This is a genomic window from Ktedonobacteraceae bacterium, from assembly GCA_035653615.1.
Taxonomy (GTDB): Bacteria; Chloroflexota; Ktedonobacteria; order Ktedonobacterales; family Ktedonobacteraceae; genus DASRBN01.
Window position 1 is genome coordinate 38,899 of sequence record DASRBN010000044.1, and the last position, 17,390, is coordinate 56,288.

The following is a 17,390-nucleotide window of genomic DNA, read 5'->3' on the forward strand; positions in this document are numbered from 1 at the left end:
AAGTGATTACATGTAAACGCTGTGGAAAGTCAGTCCAGGCAGGCGCCATCTATTGCCCGGTCTGTGGTTTGCCCTTGTCGAATGAGCAGTCGGAACTACCGGCCTGGCTGGAATCGCTACGTACCAGCGAGCGACCCTCCGGATCGAAAGCATCAGCGGATGGGCAAGCAGGATACATGTCGCCCGAATTTTCTGAGGAGGGAGCGCTCCCGAGCTGGATGAGGTCGGAAAAATTGGACCTATCAGAGGCGGGTAATTCAGCAAAGATACCGGCCTGGCGCCCGTCTTCGATGCCGGCCCCTAATACCGATAGCGATTTTTTGCCCCCAGCAGGTTTCGCTGCCAGTTCTCTGATCGATGAGCAATCCTTGCCATCATGGTTACAGGAGAAGCAGCCGGGAGCGAGCTCGCCCGCGCCGAAGAACATCGAAGCCTCCAGCCTGGTTCAACCAGACGCTTTACCCGATTGGATACGCAATTTGCCGCAGTCGCAACAATCATCAGCGGCCCAACCTCCCGCCCCAGGCAATAACCCACCATTCGCAGGCCAGAATAATCAGGCAGCAGGTATGGCCAATCCCGCTCCGGCCCCACAGGGCTTCTCTGCACGCGAGCTGATCGACCAGCAGGCATTGCCTTCATGGTTAGCAGGGCAGACGAGTTCACCCACACAGGCCAATCCACCAGGCTCGCAAGCCGCTTTTCATAACCAGGTCCCCAGCCCTGCGCCCGGCCAACCAGGTCCGCAATCAGGGATCGGCGCATCTTCGCTGATCGATACGAATTCCCTGCCGGGCTGGCTGCGCGAAAGCGAGCAGGGGCAGGGATACCCGCAACAGGGGTACATGCAGGCTCAGAACATACGACCGGGGCAACCTGGGCAGGCCCCAAATGGTAATAGTAACGGGGGAAATCTGACAGGAGCATCCCTGATCGATATGAACTCGCTGCCGGGCTGGCTCCGCGCAGCTGAAGAGGGTCAGGGACGACAAGAATCGATGGGTACGGCGCGGTCTACCCCGTCTGGCAATCCTCCACGTGTCGAGCACGTGCCCGTGCCAGGCCGCCCCCGTGGAGAAGTTGGACAGTATGAGCAGAGCGAGGTCGCGGCCAATGTCTTTTCTTCAATGTTAGGCGTTGCCTCATCCGCACCCTATTTCCCCTCGCAGCCAGGCTCCACTCCTGGATACCAGCAGGGATTTCAAGGTGAGTCGTTCCAGCAGCAGCCGGCACCCACGCAGATGAGGCAGATGCCTGCGCAATCGCCCAATCCATCCGGCGCCTTGCCGCAGGCCAACAACGCCATACCCACTATGCAGCCAGGACTGCCCGGTCAGGGATATCTACCAGGGGGACCCCAGGCATACGCGCCTGGCACGCCGGGACAGCAGTTGCCACCCTATAGCGGAGCAGCATCACCGTCTCAGATCAACAATGGACAGAGGCCCGGCGCAAATCCCTCAGGGGGCAAACCGGCGCGACGAGGTTTCATCGAAACCATCCGAAGCTGGTTCAGTCATTAGGTTTCAATCCCTAACAGGTTCAGGAACGGGGCCGGCTGGCTCCAGGGCCACCCTGTAGGGACAGCGCCTTGTGCCTGTCCTCTTGGAGCAGGCAGATCCGCAAGGGTCAAGTGTAAATGCATGAGGAAAATGTAATCAGTATTGTTCCTGAGGGGGGCATAGACATACATTCTTTCACAGCCGATTCGAGGACAAAGGACAAAGGAGATGTATACAGAGACTAAACTGGAGGAGGGGCCAGGGCAGACTATGAATCGCAATCCAGCATCGGCCAATTCGATTCTGGTTGTTGATTGTGGCAGCGTCTTCACAAAAGTTTCGCTGCTGGGTCTGGTCGAAAATCAGTATCGTCTGATGGCACGAGGTGAAGCGCCTACAAGCCTCTCGAACCCCGACGAAGATATTACGCGGGGTATTATCCAGGCAATTCAGCGCATCGAGCATATCACAGGGCGTCAATTGATAGCCGATGGACAAATGATCTCTCCCGAACGGCCGGATGGAAATGGGGTAGACGTGTTTGTCGCGACCGTCAGCGTTGGAGGAACGATGCGGCTGGTTGTCCTCGGAGGCGTAAGCTCGGCCCTCAATGAACTTGCAACCCAGGCCGTTTCTGGACTCTACGCGGAAACCTATGCCGTACCCTCTCCTGCATTTCAGGCCGCCTCGAGTTCGAATGCGAATCCACCGGCGTCCTGGACGCCCGAACGGCTGGCTGCCGAGTGGAAGAACCAGTTGCAACGCATGCAAGAACTGCAGCCCGATGCCGTCCTGATTGTAGGCAATGCCGAAGGACCCGCAGGCGCGGCACCTCTACAAGAGGCATGCCAGTTGATCATAAACGCAGTACAATCCGGCGCGCTCGAAGCATACTCCCCCGCCAATACCTCGCGCCGCTTGCCGGTCCTCTATGCGGGCGCTCCCCAATATGTCGAAGCAGTGCGCACGATGCTCAAAGGGTTCGCCGAAGTTACCCGCATCGACACACTCACCTCTCAGGCCCAGCTTGGACCCGTAAGCATGACCGCGATGGCTCTCTACGAGCGTGATATCATACAGAGCATTCCCGGATACGAACGTATGCGCTCATGGTCCGCCACCACACCCGTTGCTACGGCCAGTTCGCTGAGCAGCCTTGTGCGATTTCTTGCCCAGCACTACGCTATGAATGTTACTGCCGTCGATGTCGGTGGCACAAATACGACCGTCATGATGGCCAGCGAACGCGGCGAGTTTATCCCCATCGTAGATACCGGAATAGGAATCGGCCCAGGCATAGGAGCCATCCTACAAAAAGCAGGCCCACAACGCATTGCCCGCTGGCTTCCTTTTTCCATCAGCAACGAAGAATTGCAGCACTATGCGCGCAACTGCATGCAGCACCCGCAGGTGTTACCGGCAAATCAACGCGAACTGCACATCGCGCAGGCGTTCGCGCGTGAAGCAATGATACTCGTCCTCGAAGCGGCAGGTAACGCCCATCTTGGGCAATTCGAGGCCGACCTGATTTTAGCCACCGGAGGCGTCCTGGCCCATGCTCCTAAATTCGGCCAGGCCATGCTCATGCTGCTCGATGCCCTGCAACCGCGCGGCGTCACATCGATAATTCTCGATAGTACCATGTTGATTACGCAGCTGGGCGCCGTAGCCACCGTAGCGCCCATCGCCGCCGTGCAGGTGAATGAGAACGACGCCGTCGCGCACCGCCTGGGCACGTGCGTTGTACCCTATGGCACATTACCACCCGGCCAGAACGCCATCCGCGTTGGTGTAGAATACAGCAACGGGCGGCAGGTGACGGTCGATGTCAAAAGCGGCTCCCTTGAAATTATCCCACTACGCATAAACGAGCAGGCATTGTTGACGCTCTATCCGGCGCCAACCGTTGATGTCGGCTTAGGACCAGGCGAAAGGGCGCGCGCGGCAGAAGAAATCGACGGAGGCCTGGTAGGACTGGTCATCGACGCGCGCGGCAGGCCCCTGGTACTCCCAAATAACGAGGCCGAGCGGCAGGCACGTTTGTTACAATGGATGCAAGTAATCGGCGCCTGACAATCAATCATCTTGCATTACATGTATTGCTCGTTATCCACACGCGTGAACAGTTATCCACATGCTCTATTGAAATATGTGGATAACTGTTATGCATTTTTGGCGCGAAGGCAAACATATGTTGCCCTCCAATCTCCCCAACATCAGGGCAAAATTAACGACCGTCCCGTCATATCTTTGGGTTGGGGAATATGCATCACCTGAAGGATGGTCGGCGCGACATCGGCCAGGATTCCGTCGTCGCGCAGGTGCGCCTGCGCTAACTGCGGCACAACCAGGTAGAGCGGCACCGGATAGGTCGTATGGGCAGTAAACGGCTTGCCCGTATCGTATTCGATCAATTGCTCGGCATTGCCATGGTCAGCCGTGATCAGCAGGCCTCCACCCACATCCAGCGTCGCCTCCACCACGCGTCCAACTCCCTTATCAACCGCCTCAACCGCCTTGATCGCCGCTTCAAGTACACCCGTATGCCCAACCATATCGGCATTGGCATAATTCATAATCACCAGGTCATACAGGCCGCTGCGGATGGCTTCAACCGCCGTATCCGTCACGCCCGCCGCGCTCATCTCCGGCTGCAAATCATACGTCGGAACCTTGGGCGACGGCACCAGCACGCGATCCTCGCCAGGAAATGGCGTCTCGCGCCGCCCATTAATGAAGTAGGTAACGTGCGCGTACTTTTCCGTTTCAGCCGTGTGGAACTGGCGCAGTCCATGCTCAGAGATCACGCGCGCCAGGGGCATTTCCACGTTGTCGGCGCGATACGCGACATCGGCGTCAAGCCCCTCTTCGTATTCCGTCATCATCACGTATTCCAGGTCCTTCAGGCGCGGCCCGCGATCAAATTTCCCCTCGGCCTGTGGTGGCAATTCCTTCAGCACGAACGCTTTGGTCAGCTGGCGAGCGCGATCAGGACGGAAATTGTAGTGAATGAGCGCATCGCCATCCCGCACGACGGCTACAGGGTGGTTGTCCTCCATTACAACCGTGGGAACAATGAACTCGTCGGTGACGCCTTTCTCATAGGATTGCTGGATGGCGGCAACCGCGGAAACCGCATGCTCGCCCTCGCCGCGTGTCATGGCAAAATACGTCATGGCAGTGCGATCCCAGCGATTATCGCGGTCCATCGCGTAGTAACGCCCGCTGACCGTCGCCACCTTCGCCGGGTGCGCGCCGCCAATCTCCCTGGCCCGCGCCTCCAACTGCCGCATAAACTCAACGCCGCCCGTCGGCGAAGTATCGCGCCCATCCGTAAATGAGTGAATGTACACATGCTCTATATCGTGCATGTGCGCCAGTTGCAGCAGAGCCTCTAAATGGCTTTCGTGCGCATGCACCCCGCCATTGCCAAGCAATCCGCAAATATGCAGGCGCGAGGAGTTCTTCTTGACATGCTCAATGGCCTTCAGCAGGGCCGGATTCTGAAAAAACGTGCCATCCTGAATCGACTCGCTCACGCGTGTGAAGTCCTGTAAAACGCGTCTGCCCGCTCCGATATTCTGGTGGCCGACCTCGGAATTGCCCATCTGCCCCTCCGGCAGTCCGACCGCCGCGCCAGAAGTTTTTATAGACGTATGCGGCCATTTGCGGGCCAGCTCATCAATATGAGGGGTAGAGGCAAGGGCGATGGCATTGCCCTCCTTACGGGGATTGATCCCCCAACCGTCCATAACAATCAAGACAAAGGGGCGCGGCCGCCCCGCAGGTGTCGTACTCATGTGCTAGTTGCGCTCCATATTCTTACTTCAATTCAAAAAAGAAAGGCGTAATACTGCTATTTTATCATCTTCCATGGTTATACTGAGGCGAAATAGCCGCATCTGAGGGCAATTTAAGAGCCAGAGGCTTGTGTGATGCTCTTGTGATACTACTGGAAACGTTAGTACCAGATGCTTCGTACCCCTATGTAGGAAAACCATGAGCAAGAAGGCGGCTCACCGGCCCTTTGAACCATAAGAGTGTGGATGTGATGGGTGGGTGAGAAATCAGCTCCTAAGTAGAAATACCCGTTGAATTTAGTAAGGTTTCTCCGTTCTAATAACAACAGATAGTGCCACTACATCACATACTGAGGAGAAATAGTACCATGCTGAAAACACGAGCAAAAACCCTTATCCAACGCCATTTCAAGTACCTGCTGGCCTTAATCGCTGTGTCTTGCCTGTTAGTTGTCACGACTACAGCGGTGCTGGCCGACACGGTAACCATAAATGACCAGGCAGGAGTTCTCGATCAAAATAAGGTACGCAGCCAGGCACAACAATTGCCTTATCCTGTCAGCATTTATACCGTTAACAACTTTACGGGCACAAGTTCGGATTTCGATCAAAGGACGAAGAGCCACATTACGAACTCGCGATTGATCGTCATCGCGATTGATACCGTGCATCATCACCTGACTATTGTTGGCGGCTCAAGCGTTCCCCTGTCAAATAGCCAGTACAATGAAGCAGTGAACGCATTCAGAAGCAACTATAGTAGTGGAGGGTATACCGGCGCGACTATAGCAGCGCTCAATTCTCTACAGAGCGCTTTAGGTTCTAGCAATGCGTCAAGCAGCGGCTCAGGCTTTGGCTTGAGTGGTTTTGGCTGGGTCTGTTGCATTGGTCTTCTGATCCTGGCGGCCCTGGCGCTGTTTGGAGGAATCATAGGACGACGACGAGGCTTTTTTGGAGGTCGCCGTTTCGGGACACCATTGAATACACCCTACCAGCAGCCATATAACCCGGGCTATCCCCCAAATTATTATGGGCCTGGTTATCCTCAGGGGCAGGGAATGAATCCCTGGGCCGCGGGTGGATTAGGAGCCGCGGCAGGCGGGCTTGTAGGCTATGAACTGGGCAAAGAACGGGGCGAAGAAGAGGCTCGCGAATCCCAGAATCAGGGCGACTGGAATAATGGTGGCAATGATTTCGGCGGCGGAGCCAGCGGCGATTTCGGTGGTGGCAATGATTTTGGAGGCGGAGCCAGTGGCGATTTCGGCGGTGGAGGCGGAGGTGGAGGTGACTTTGGCGGTGGTAGTAGCGGAAACTTCTGAACGAAAAATCCGATACTTCCCATAAGCAGACAAGAGCAGGATTGTGGAGCGAGCAAACCGGGGGATTCTTCGTTGCACTCAGCATGACATGCCCCGGATGTGTCCAGACATGTCCGGGGCATGTCATGCTGAGTGCAACGAAGAATCCGCGAGCACATTGGGCGAATCGCGCGGGAGTTTCCGAGCCTGGGGCATGTCATTCTGAGTGCAACGAAGAATCTCCTGTCACTTCTGGATAATCACCGGGGAAAAGTCTCTACCAGGCCATTATTCAATGTGATCTATACTCACGAAATGCCGTAATCTCTTGCAGAGATTGTTGCAGCGGCATTTCTGAGCAGAGGATTTGTATGTCACACGAAGATGTACCAGGGATTACACCCGGTACTTCAGCAAACCAACCCGCAGTTGATGAGCAGGCTCCATCCTTTTCTCCAAAATCCAGGCCTGCTTCGAGCAGTAAAAGACACAAACTCAAACGGCGCAATTACCTGGCGCGAGCGGTGCTCACTCTCATGCTTCTCGCCGGATTCTTTTTTTCGGTTATTCCGGTTGGCCGGGCCGCGACGCGCGCGCTCTTCATCCTACCGGCACTGGTCTTCGATTCACAACCAGGAGTTCTGACTGCCGCGGAAGAACCCGTACAGCATATTCGCAAGACCATCCAGTCGAATAGCGGCCCGGTCTACCTGGATATCTTCGAACCGGTCGCATCGCCCCCTCCGATTCCCGGCTCTCGTGAGGGCATCCTATTTATTCCCGGTGTAGGCGATAACCGGGCCGACCCGCAGTTCATCAACTTTTCACAATCACTTGCGCGCGCGGGCCTGGTTGTGATGGCTGTTACTACGCCCACGCTGATCAATTACGACCTCTCATCAAATGATAGCGACGGGGTTGTGCGCGCTTTTCAGGCGCTCACACACTGGTCCGGCGTGGGGGCTAATCGCGTGGGTATTCTTGGCCTCAGTGCTACCGGGGCGCTGGCCTGTTTTGCCGCAGCCGACCCTCGCATCCGCGACCAGGTGGCATTCCTGGGGATCTTCGGCAGCTATTTCAATGCCAGAACGCTGCTTCAGGCCATAGGCAGGCGCGCGCTGGAGGTGGACGGGCATTTGCAGCCCTGGCAACCACAATACGTCCCGATTCAAGTGCTGGCTAACGTCATCGCGCCATTGCTACCGCCAGGAGAGGGAGACCGCCTGATCAATGCGCTCGCGCCGGGAGGCACGCCATTTACCTCTTCCGACCTCGCCGAACTTTCGCCCGATACAGTAGCTGTGTATCACCTGCTGAACGGAGATGAACCAGGTCAGGTAGATAGCAATCTCGCTTCACTCTCGCCGCCGCTACAGGCATTGTTGCAGGATCTCTCGCCGAGCCGCGTAATCAACTCGATTCGCGCGCCCATCTATCTGCTGCACGACCGCAACGACCAGTACGTTCCATTCACCGAATCGGTCGAGTTCGACGCTGCTCTATCACGCATTCACCACCCGCATGATTTCGCGGAACTCGGCATTTTCCAGCACGTGGAGGTGCGTTCTACCATCAATCCATGGCAATTAGTAGGCGATGGCAGCAGCCTGCTGCGCCTTCTAACGAAAACGATGTTGCCAGGCTCGTGAGGATTTGTAGATGAATATGTTGCTGCTTATAGGATTATGGATAAGTACCGGTGCGCTTGCCGGGGCGCTGGCAAATGGGGCTAGAATACGCCCGCTTGCCTTGGGTCGCAGGGGATGGTTGTACATGCTCGCCGTGGGAGCTGGATCGGCCCTGCTTGGGGGATGGATCGCCACGCTACTGTTGGGGCCACAGTTTGCGACGCTGGCGGCGCTATGGACGGCGGTAGTGGGAGTAATTGTTTTTCCCTGGATAGTATGGCTTAAAAAAATCGCCGGGCCATATCATTGAAAAAGGTTAGCTACCGCATGGGCAGCGACTAAACCAACCGATGAAAAAGTCGCCGGGCCATGTCATTGAAAAATCGCCGGGCCATGTCATTGAAAAATCGCCGGGCTATGTCATTGAAACAGGCGCCGGGCTATGTCATTCTGAGCGCAGCGAAGAATCTGAGGCGACCACCAGATCTATCCCGCTCGCGAGAGATTCTTCGCTGCGCTCAGAATGACATGCGAGAGGTCTTTTTTCATGGCGAACTATTCCAACAGGCAAGAGAGCAACACCAGTTCGGCGGACTGATGTTGCTCTCTTGCCTGTTGGAATGCTATTTCACTGTTCCGATTGCGGCATCTGGATGCGCCGCCGGTCATGCCGGCGCGCCAGTTCGGCTACACGCAGCCGGCTCAACGCCCGTTCCAGCGCGGCCTGCATTTCAGCGCGCTCGGCGTCCGACGTCGCCTGCTCCAGGCGCTCTTGTGCCCTTCGCCGCGCCTCTTCGGCGCGCGCCTGGTCGATCTCCTCGGCGTGTTCAGCTGTATCCGCCAGCACCGTGACCGTATTGTTATTCACTTCGAGGAAACCGCCCGACACAAACAACGGCTCCTCCGCATCACCTAACTGGATACGCATCGCGCCCGGCTTCAGCGTTGTCAGTAGCGCGGCGTGCTGTGGCAAGATGCCTAGCTGCCCTTCTGAGCCGGGAGCAACCACCATCGTGGCCTCGCCATTGTAGAGTTCGCGCTCGGCGGTCACGACCTCGACATGCAGAACATTGCGTGAGCGTGTCGCCATCGTTTACCCCTTCTGCTGGTCCGCTTCGTAGGCATTCACCACGTCATCGATGGGGCCTTTCAGGTAGAAGTAGTTCTCAGGGACGTGATCGTACTTGCCTTCGAGAATCTCTTTAAAGCCCTTGATCGTCTCCTTCAGTGGAACATACTTGCCCTCGAGGCCGGTGAAGACCTGCGCGACCGTGAATGGCTGCGAGAAGAAACGTTGCAGCTTGCGGGCGCGTGCCACGGTCAGCTTATCCTCGTCCGACAGTTCATCGACGCCCAGAATGGCGATGATATCCTGCAGGTCCTTGTAACGCTGCAACACCTTCTGCACGCTGCGCGCTACATCGTAGTGTTCCTGGCCCACGATCTGTGGATCAAGCAGGCGGCTGGTGGAGGCCAGTGGATCAATGGCCGGGTAGATGCCCTGCTCAAAGATCGAGCGCTCCAACACAATCGTCGAGTCAAGGTGCGCGAAAGTGGTTGCCGGAGCAGGGTCGGTATAGTCGTCGGCGGGCACGTACACGGCCTGCATCGACGTAATCGAACCCTTCTTCGTCGAAGTGATGCGCTCCTGCAACTCGCCCATCTCTTCGGCCAGGTTCGGCTGGTATCCCACAGCGGAGGGCATGCGGCCCAGCAGCGCCGACACTTCGGCCCCCGCCTGCGTGAAGCGGAAGATATTGTCGATGAAGAGCAGTACGTCCTTGCCTTCTTGATCGCGGAAGTACTCCGCCATCGTCAGGCCGGTTAGCGCCACACGCAGGCGCGAGCCGGGCGGCTCGTTCATCTGCCCGAACACCATCGCCAGGCGGTCGATCACACCCGCCGTAATCATTTCATGATACAGGTCGTTGCCCTCGCGCGTGCGCTCGCCCACGCCGGAAAAGACGCTGTAGCCACCGTGACCTTTTGCGATATTGTTGATCAGTTCCTGGATGATAACGGTTTTGCCGACGCCGGCGCCGCCGAACGCGCCAACCTTACCACCACGCATGAACGGGCAGATCAGGTCAATGACTTTGATGCCGGTCTCGAACACCTCGATGGCCTCGGACTGATCTTCCAGGTCGGGTGCCAGCCTGTGAATGGGCTCGCGCGGAGCATCTGGAATATCGGGCTTCAGATCGACCGGCTCTCCAAGCACATTGAAGATACGCCCAAGCGTCTTCGGCCCGACCGGAACGGTAATCGGCTGGCCAGTATCGTAGGCATCTATGCCGCGCTGGAGACCATCGGTCGGTCCCATTGCCACGCAGCGCACCCAGTTATTGCCCAGCAACTGCTCAACCTCAAGAACGAGTTCGGAATCGCTGCCCTCTATACGCGTACGAATTTCGTTATATATCTCAGGGATTTTATCTGGGGGAAACTCAACGTCTACGACGGCCCCCAGCACCTGCACAATTTTTCCTTTGGTGCCTATTTCTGTTGCCATGTATTTTTTCTTCTCCTGTTAAACGGCCGTGCGAGGGAGGACGGGGACAAGCCCACGTCCCTACGAGTTCATGATCAGGAGGGCGGGGACAAGCCCACGCCCCTACTACAGTGCGTTAGCGCCGGACACCACTTCGAGAATCTGGGTGGTGATGCTGGCCTGGCGCGCCTTGTTATAGGCCAGGGTGAGATCTTGAACAAGCTCGTTGGCGTTGTCGGTCGCATTCTTCATCGCGACCATCTGGGCCGAGTAAAAACTGGCGATGTTTTCTAGCAGCGCCTGGTAGACCAGCACATCCACGTAACGTGGTAGCAAGGCTTCATAGATGCTTCTCGGGTCCGGTTCGTAGATATATTCTACCGTCCTTTGCTCTTCTCCCTGGCCGGATGGGGGCTGCACCGGTAACAACTGCACGACGGTCGGCTGCTGCGTCACCGTGTTGACGAACTTGGCGTAGACCAGGTAGACGACATCGACTTCACCTTTCAAAAAGGCATCGACGGCTACCTGGGCAATCGCCGCTGCATCGCTCAACGTGGGCTTATCGCCATAGTTCGTGAATTCGGCAATCATTTGCAGCCGGGATCGCAGAACGAAATCGCGCCCCTTGCGGCCTACGGCGATAAACTGCAAACCTGGTCGCTGGCCGCCCTGCTCAGTCAATCTATTCTGTTCCTCTTGCACGGATAAAAGCGCGCGGCGGTTGATATTGCTCGGTAAGGCCCCGCTCAGGCCGCGATCAGGCGAAATCAGCAGGTAACCGATATTACGCACCGGGCGCTGTTTGAGCAGAGCCACTCCCTCACCTACATCCTCGCCAGAGGCATTCGCAAGGCGCGAGACCAGCGCGCGCAACTGTTCAGAGTAGGGACGCGATTGCTGCACGCGCTCCTGTGCGCGTCGCATCTTGCTGCTGGCCACCATCTGCATGGCCCTGGTGATCTGCGCCATATTTTTCACGGCACGAATGCGCCGCCGTACCTCTCGGGTTGATGGCATAACCTGCCTCCTTTACGACGGTTGGGCCATCTTGTCAGAGGAACCGGCCCCGGCGCGACTCTGGTTTTCCTCGTTGCGCCCCGCGCCGTTCGCCTGCGCCTGTGATGTGCCCAATGGGGCCGCTTCGGCCCGGGGTTCCGCGGTCTTCTTAAATTCTTCAATCGCGGCATCCAGGCGCTTCAACAGGTCATCGGACATCTTCTCTTTGCCCTTGACGGACTTGTCGATGATCTCCTGTCCGATCTCAGGATGGTTGGCATCCATATAGCGATAGAACGCCGGCTCCCATTTCGTGACCATCTCCACGGGTACATCATCCAGGTAGCCATGCGTGGCCGCGTAGATGATCATGACCTGTCGCTCGACCGGTACCGGCTGGTACTGCGGCTGTTTGAGAATCTCGGTCAGGCGCTGGCCACGATCAATGCGGCTACGTGTCGCCTTGTCCAGGTCGGAAGCGAATTGCGCGAAAGCCGCCAGTTCGCGGAACTGCGCGAGGTCAAGGCGCAAGGAACCTGCCACCTGCTTCATAGCGCGCGTCTGCGCGCTACTACCCACGCGCGAGACCGAGAGACCGACGTTAATGGCCGGTCGAACACCGGCGTTGAACAGGTCCGTCTCCAGGAAGATCTGGCCATCGGTAATCGAGATGACGTTCGTCGGAATGTAGGCCGAGATGTCGTTTGCCTTGGTCTCGATGATGGGCAAAGCCGTCAGCGAGCCATTGCCGTAGTCGTCGTTCAGACGAGCGGCCCGTTCCAGCAAGCGCGAATGCAGGTAGAAGACATCACCTGGATACGCCTCGCGGCCAGGAGGCCGGCGAATGATCAGCGAGATATTGCGATAGGCCTCGGCGTGCTTGGTCAGGTCATCGTAAATGATCAGCGCATCTTTGCCAGATTCCATGAACTCCTCGCCCATCGCGCAACCGGCATATGGGGCCAGGTATTTCAAAGGAGCCGGTTCCGAAGCTCCCGCGACTACCACGACGGTATGCTCCATCGCGCCATGCTGCTCAAGGATTTCAATGGTACGCGCAACCGTAGAGTTCTTCTGGCCGATTGCGACGTAGATACAGATCAGGTTCTTGCCCTTCTGATTAATAATCGTATCGATAGCGATGGCCGACTTCCCTGTCTGGCGGTCGCCGATGATCAGCTCGCGCTGGCCGCGGCCGATAGGGATCATACTATCGATAGCCTTGATACCCGTCTGCACGGGAGTATCGACCGGCTTGCGGGTAATCACGCCCGGAGCCACACGCTCAACAGGGCGGGTCTTCGTGGTATTGATAGGCCCCTTGTCGTCGATTGGCTCACCCAGGGGGTTGACGACACGGCCAATCAGGGCATCACCGACCGGAACGGAAACGACGCGCCCGGTCGTGCGCACCTCGTCATCTTCTTTAATATGGGTATAATCGCCCAGGACGGGGCAACTGACGGTCTCTTCCTCAAGGTTGAAAGCCATGCCCATAATGCCTGTGCGTGGAAATTCTACCAGTTCCAGGTATTTGACATCTTGCAGGCCATAGACACGGGCGATGCCATCCTGTACCGCAATGACGGTGCCGACGCTGGCAGTTTCCGTTTCAGTGCCTCCAAAGCCTGCGATGTTCTTTTCTATAATTGCGCTGATTTCATCAGCCCATGAAGCCATCTTGAGTTCTCCTCTGTAGAATCGACGCTGCGCAATGAATACAACGACACAACGGTTGCGCTCGTCGATCCATGTCGTAGGGGCCGATTGATCGCGCCCACCGCCGATTCATCGGCCCCGCGGAATTTTTGTAAGATCCATTATCGGCCATGTGCGCTCGTCTAAGTGAGGGCGGGGCAAGCCCACGCCCCTACTGTGCTGGTTCAATCCGAGTGAGGGCGGGGCAAGCCCACGCCCCTACTGTATTTTGGTTGGTTCAACCATCGTTTCCTGCGTATCCGGTGGTTCAGAAGGCGGCGGCTGAATATGTCCATCGCTTAATTCTGACGGAAGAAACGTATCATCGGTGGCGGTATTGGCCGCGACCCCGCGCAACAGCTGCTGCCGCAGCGCGGAGAGACGATAACGAATACTCCCATCGATCACCCGGTCCCCTACGCGAGCCACAACGCCACCCAGGATTTCAGGCTGAACCTTTGTCGTCATCAGAATAGTTTTGCCTGTTCTACGTTCCAGCGCCTGCTTAACGGAGTTGCGCTGCGCCTCATCCATCGGTGCTGCCGTTGTCACCTGGGCTTTCGCCTCGTTCTTATAATCAAGCACGAGACGTTCGAGTTCGCGGGCAATGTTTGGCATAGCCTCGACCAGCGCGCGCTGGACGACCAGCAGGGCGAGGTTGAGCGACGTAGGCAGCACCTTAGACGCCAGCGCCTGGCGTACCGCTGTCTCTTTGCGCTTCGCGGGCACCTTTGGTTCCATCAAGAGATAGGCCACCTTGCGGTTAGAAAAGACTTGCGCTATCTCCTGCACGTCCTCAAGCGTACGGTCTACCGTATTCTGCTTGCGGGCGATATCAAAGATTGCCGCCGCGTAGCGACGTCCTATCGCTCCCTTAAGCATTGCTACTGTTCCTTTGTTGTCGAACTAACAAAATCCTGGACCAGGCGGCGGTTATCTTTGCTGTCAACTGACTTGCCGATAACCCTTCCTGCCGCGTCAATCGAAAGATTGACGACCAGGCGGCTCAACTCTTCACGTGCCTGGGCAGCTTCCTGCCGGATACGAGCAACGTACTGTTGTTCCACCTGCTGACCACGGGCATTGGCCTCTTCTATGATACGACTCGCTTCGCGCTCGGCGGCTTTCTCTGCCCGGTCAACCGTCTCCTGCGCCTGCCGGCGGGCCTCGGCCAGTATCTGCTCGGCGCGCTCATTAGCCTCCGCCAGGTCGCGCCTGGCCTTTTCCGCGTTCTCCACACCCTCGCGAATGGTCGCCTGCCGGCGCTCGAGCGTCCGCACTATTACCGGAAAGCCCCAACGCCAGAGGATGACGAAGACAACGCCAAAGCTGAAAATCTGCGAGAGCAGGGCCAGTAAATTGATTCCCAGACCGCTCCCTATATCAGCAAAGATAAGTGTATGCACTACCGCGTGCATGGTTTTGCCTCCTTCCTTCAGTTCACCACGGGCGGCCACTGTAGAGTGCGGATTGAGTAGGGAGCCGATTCATCGCACTCGTCACACGGTCCACTCCCTACACCCGCGCCTGCCGGATTGCAAGAGGGCGACCATAAAGGTCTACTCCCTGCACCCACCACCGCTCCCGCCCCTCCAGCATGAAGACGCACTTTGTCGCTTGCGCATTCGTTTCAATCCCTGACGAGAAGCCAGGACCTTTTAGCCACAGCAACCGCAAGAAATAGAAGACTTACTGCGTCTCCATACCACAAGCCGAAAAGTATTACTTGAGGAACTGAATCAGGAAAGCGACCAGCAACGCGTAAATTGAGATAGCTTCCGCGAAAGCCAGACCAAGAATCAAGTCTGTACGAATGAGTGGCTCGGCTTCCGGGTTGCGTCCGATGGCATTAAACGCCTGACCGGCTGCGATACCGATGCCGATACCCGGCCCAATCGCTCCCAAACCAATTGCTAACGCTACTCCAAGTGGATGAAGGTCTACTGGCATAATAATCCTCCTTAAGGACAAGCCTTATAATGTTCTGTCTTTGAATAAATTTATGCAATCGCAGAAAATTCCTGCGAGTAGCAATCTTTTTTGCGCGTGGTAGCCTAGGCATGCCTGGCTGTGGCGCGCTCCTCGTTGCGTTCGAATTCCTCGTGCGCCTCATGCTCGCTTTCGGCATGGGCATGAGGCGTAACTGCCAGTTGCAGGTAAATCAACGACAGCAGCGCAAAGACGAACGCTTGCACAAAAGCGACGAAAAGTTCGAACGGAATAAAGACGATATCCGAAACAAACGGTATGATAAACGCGAACACTGCCAGCACAACCGTTCCGGCAAAGATATTGCCAAAGAGACGGAAAGCCAGCGAAAGGATGCGCCCAATCTCCTGAACAATGTCCAGAATACCGACAAAGAACTCTACGAAGCCCGTAAAGCTAAACCTGAAGAGGGCAGGGAAGTTGAAGTACTTGCTCAGGTGCTCTCCAGCTCCCAGGGTCGCAAAACCATACACCTGCGCGGTAATTACCGCAATCAGCGCCATGCCGATCGTCAGGTTCAGATCCGTCGTAGCAGGGCGAATCCAGGGTATCAATGCGCTAGAGATGTTGCCGAACAGCAGAAAACCAAGGACAGGTTGGGAGTTCGTATGCGCTGCGGCATTGATCGCATTGATCTTGGCTACGTCAATTTGCCCGATAGTATCCACGCCCGGAATAATATCAATGAAGTTGGAAACGAAAATGAAGACGAAGAAAGTGGCAACCAGCGGAAAAAACTTTCTTCCATTCACTTTCCCGGCCACGCCTTCCGCCAGGCCGAGCAGGAGTTCTACTACCCACTCCATCAGATTTTGCATACCGGACGGGATCAGGTCACGCCTGCGCGTACCCAGGAAAAACAGTACTAGCAAAATAGCAATCGATATCCAGGTACCCAGTAGTGTATTTGTGACCGGAAACGACCCGATATAAAATATTGTGTCCGGTGCAAGAGATATGTTAGGAAGTCTCCAGAGCACTCGGCATCCTCCTTATTCACCGTGCTCTGCCAGGTCTGTTTCGTTGTAGACGGTCGCGTCTCTCTGCTGTTCTGTTATAACAACCTTTTTAATAAACGGTACGCTCCATATACCCCGGTAATCAGGCCAAGCAGCAGCCCGAGTAGTAAAAACACAGGTCCAGTATGGACTTTGCTATCCAGGAGATTCCCCAGGATAGCTAATATAGCGATGGGAAGGGCGATGGTTAAACCCAATTGCCCGACTAAGGCCAGTGAATCCCAGACAGAGGGCGGTTGTTTTTTGTTCATGTTCTACAGGGCGCAATTTTCTGGCCCCTACCCCTCCTTGCCCTCGGAATCTTGCCGCCTTGCTTGCGCTTACGGTTATTGACCTTTTATCTCTCTCATTATACCAATGGGATTATAGCACATGGACTAGAAGATGTGCAACAGGTGATACAAAACGGCTTACAGCCGCCTGTAGCAAAAGCTGAGGGAAAGTCTGGCACGACATATATTCACCTCGATGTGGATAACAATCCTCGCGTCACCTCTATTCCTCCGCCCGATGGATATGGAGCATGTATCCGGCTCATTAGCGATAGCATCATACTGAATATTACAAAGCATAGATGCCCTATAGAGCAGGGTAAAACAATCTTTGCTACTATTGTACAGATAGACCTGTAACCTGCAACTTTTTTGCGCCTTTTAATCATGTGACTCTATAGATAAAGTGATTTGGCGATTACCGAATGAGTTTCGAGAATAGCATCATCGAAGAAAACGCTATTCTCTTTTAAGTAGATATGCTTAAGCAGATTTGCCCGTTGATTCATGCAACCGGATAAACGATAATCAATTGGCGTCAATAGCATCTGCCAGATTTCCTCTTTATGCATATTTCTTTTGATTTGACAGGAAGTAAAGGCGGTACCACTCAACACGGCACAACTTCTGGCCCGGCCATTTTACCCATCACGCCCTTTTGGGTAGTTAGAGATCAAAACGTGCTATAATGAAG

Annotated in this window: 15 protein-coding genes; 6 read left to right on the plus strand and 9 right to left on the minus strand. The window is 55.9% G+C overall.

The window, feature by feature from the left end; genetic code table 11:
• Positions 1 to 2 precede the first annotated feature (2 nt).
• Both VFA09_27100 and VFA09_27105 read left to right on the plus strand, forming a co-directional pair.
• On the plus strand, positions 3 to 1,523 hold the full coding sequence (locus VFA09_27100) for a hypothetical protein (GenBank protein ID HZU70974.1): 1,521 nt from the start codon (positions 3 to 5) through the stop codon (positions 1,521 to 1,523).
• A 207-nt stretch (positions 1,524 to 1,730) separates the two neighbouring features.
• Positions 1,731 to 3,575 carry a glutamate mutase L gene (locus VFA09_27105; protein ID HZU70975.1) on the plus strand — a complete coding sequence of 615 codons (1,845 nt, stop codon included), beginning with the start codon at positions 1,731 to 1,733 and terminating at the stop codon, positions 3,573 to 3,575.
• 143 nt (positions 3,576 to 3,718) lie between these two features.
• On the opposite strand, the gene gpmI is transcribed toward VFA09_27105, so the two are convergent.
• A complete protein-coding gene (gene gpmI, locus VFA09_27110; GenBank protein HZU70976.1) occupies positions 3,719 to 5,302 on the minus strand; it encodes a 2,3-bisphosphoglycerate-independent phosphoglycerate mutase in 1,584 nt (527 codons plus the stop codon).
• A gap of 368 nt (positions 5,303 to 5,670) precedes the next feature.
• On the opposite strand from gpmI, the gene VFA09_27115 reads away from it, so the two are divergent.
• From VFA09_27115 to VFA09_27125, 3 genes are all read left to right on the plus strand, one after another.
• On the plus strand, positions 5,671 to 6,621 hold the full coding sequence (locus tag VFA09_27115) for a hypothetical protein (GenBank protein ID HZU70977.1): 951 nt from the start codon (positions 5,671 to 5,673) through the stop codon (positions 6,619 to 6,621).
• 350 nt (positions 6,622 to 6,971) lie between these two features.
• Entirely contained in the window at positions 6,972 to 8,249 is a 1,278-nt protein-coding gene (locus VFA09_27120) for a hypothetical protein (GenBank protein ID HZU70978.1), read from the plus strand.
• Between the two features lie 10 nt (positions 8,250 to 8,259).
• Complete coding sequence (locus VFA09_27125) at positions 8,260 to 8,538, plus strand: hypothetical protein (GenBank protein HZU70979.1); 279 nt, start codon at positions 8,260 to 8,262, stop codon at positions 8,536 to 8,538.
• Between the two features lie 318 nt (positions 8,539 to 8,856).
• Here the strand turns inward: VFA09_27125 and VFA09_27130 are convergent, their stop codons facing one another.
• The 8 genes from VFA09_27130 to VFA09_27165 form a co-directional block, all read right to left on the minus strand.
• Positions 8,857 to 9,318 (minus strand): F0F1 ATP synthase subunit epsilon, encoded by a 462-nt coding sequence (locus VFA09_27130; protein HZU70980.1) that lies wholly within the window; start codon positions 9,316 to 9,318, stop codon positions 8,857 to 8,859.
• 3 nt (positions 9,319 to 9,321) lie between these two features.
• Positions 9,322 to 10,740 (minus strand): F0F1 ATP synthase subunit beta, encoded by a 1,419-nt coding sequence (gene atpD, locus VFA09_27135; protein HZU70981.1) that lies wholly within the window; start codon positions 10,738 to 10,740, stop codon positions 9,322 to 9,324.
• Positions 10,741 to 10,845: 105 nt separating this feature from the next.
• Positions 10,846 to 11,739: an ATP synthase F1 subunit gamma gene (atpG, locus tag VFA09_27140; protein HZU70982.1), complete on the minus strand. Its 894-nt coding sequence runs from the start codon at positions 11,737 to 11,739 to the stop codon at positions 10,846 to 10,848.
• A 12-nt stretch (positions 11,740 to 11,751) separates the two neighbouring features.
• Positions 11,752 to 13,398, minus strand: a complete 1,647-nt coding sequence (atpA, locus tag VFA09_27145; protein ID HZU70983.1) for a F0F1 ATP synthase subunit alpha — start codon at positions 13,396 to 13,398, stop codon at positions 11,752 to 11,754.
• A gap of 237 nt (positions 13,399 to 13,635) precedes the next feature.
• Entirely contained in the window at positions 13,636 to 14,298 is a 663-nt protein-coding gene (gene atpH / locus VFA09_27150) for an ATP synthase F1 subunit delta (GenBank protein HZU70984.1), read from the minus strand.
• Positions 14,299 to 14,300: 2 nt separating this feature from the next.
• Positions 14,301 to 14,834, minus strand: coding sequence for a F0F1 ATP synthase subunit B (atpF, locus tag VFA09_27155; protein ID HZU70985.1), 534 nt, complete (start codon positions 14,832 to 14,834; stop codon positions 14,301 to 14,303).
• A 304-nt stretch (positions 14,835 to 15,138) separates the two neighbouring features.
• Complete coding sequence (atpE, locus tag VFA09_27160; protein HZU70986.1) at positions 15,139 to 15,366, minus strand: ATP synthase F0 subunit C; 228 nt, start codon at positions 15,364 to 15,366, stop codon at positions 15,139 to 15,141.
• Between the two features lie 104 nt (positions 15,367 to 15,470).
• The gene (locus tag VFA09_27165; GenBank protein HZU70987.1) at positions 15,471 to 16,385 is read right to left on the minus strand and encodes a F0F1 ATP synthase subunit A; all 915 of its coding nucleotides are present in this window, start codon (positions 16,383 to 16,385) and stop codon (positions 15,471 to 15,473) included.
• A gap of 425 nt (positions 16,386 to 16,810) precedes the next feature.
• Here VFA09_27165 and VFA09_27170 point away from each other — a divergent pair, with 425 nt between their 5' ends.
• Positions 16,811 to 17,056, plus strand: a complete 246-nt coding sequence (locus VFA09_27170; GenBank protein HZU70988.1) for a hypothetical protein — start codon at positions 16,811 to 16,813, stop codon at positions 17,054 to 17,056.
• Positions 17,057 to 17,390 lie beyond the last annotated feature (334 nt).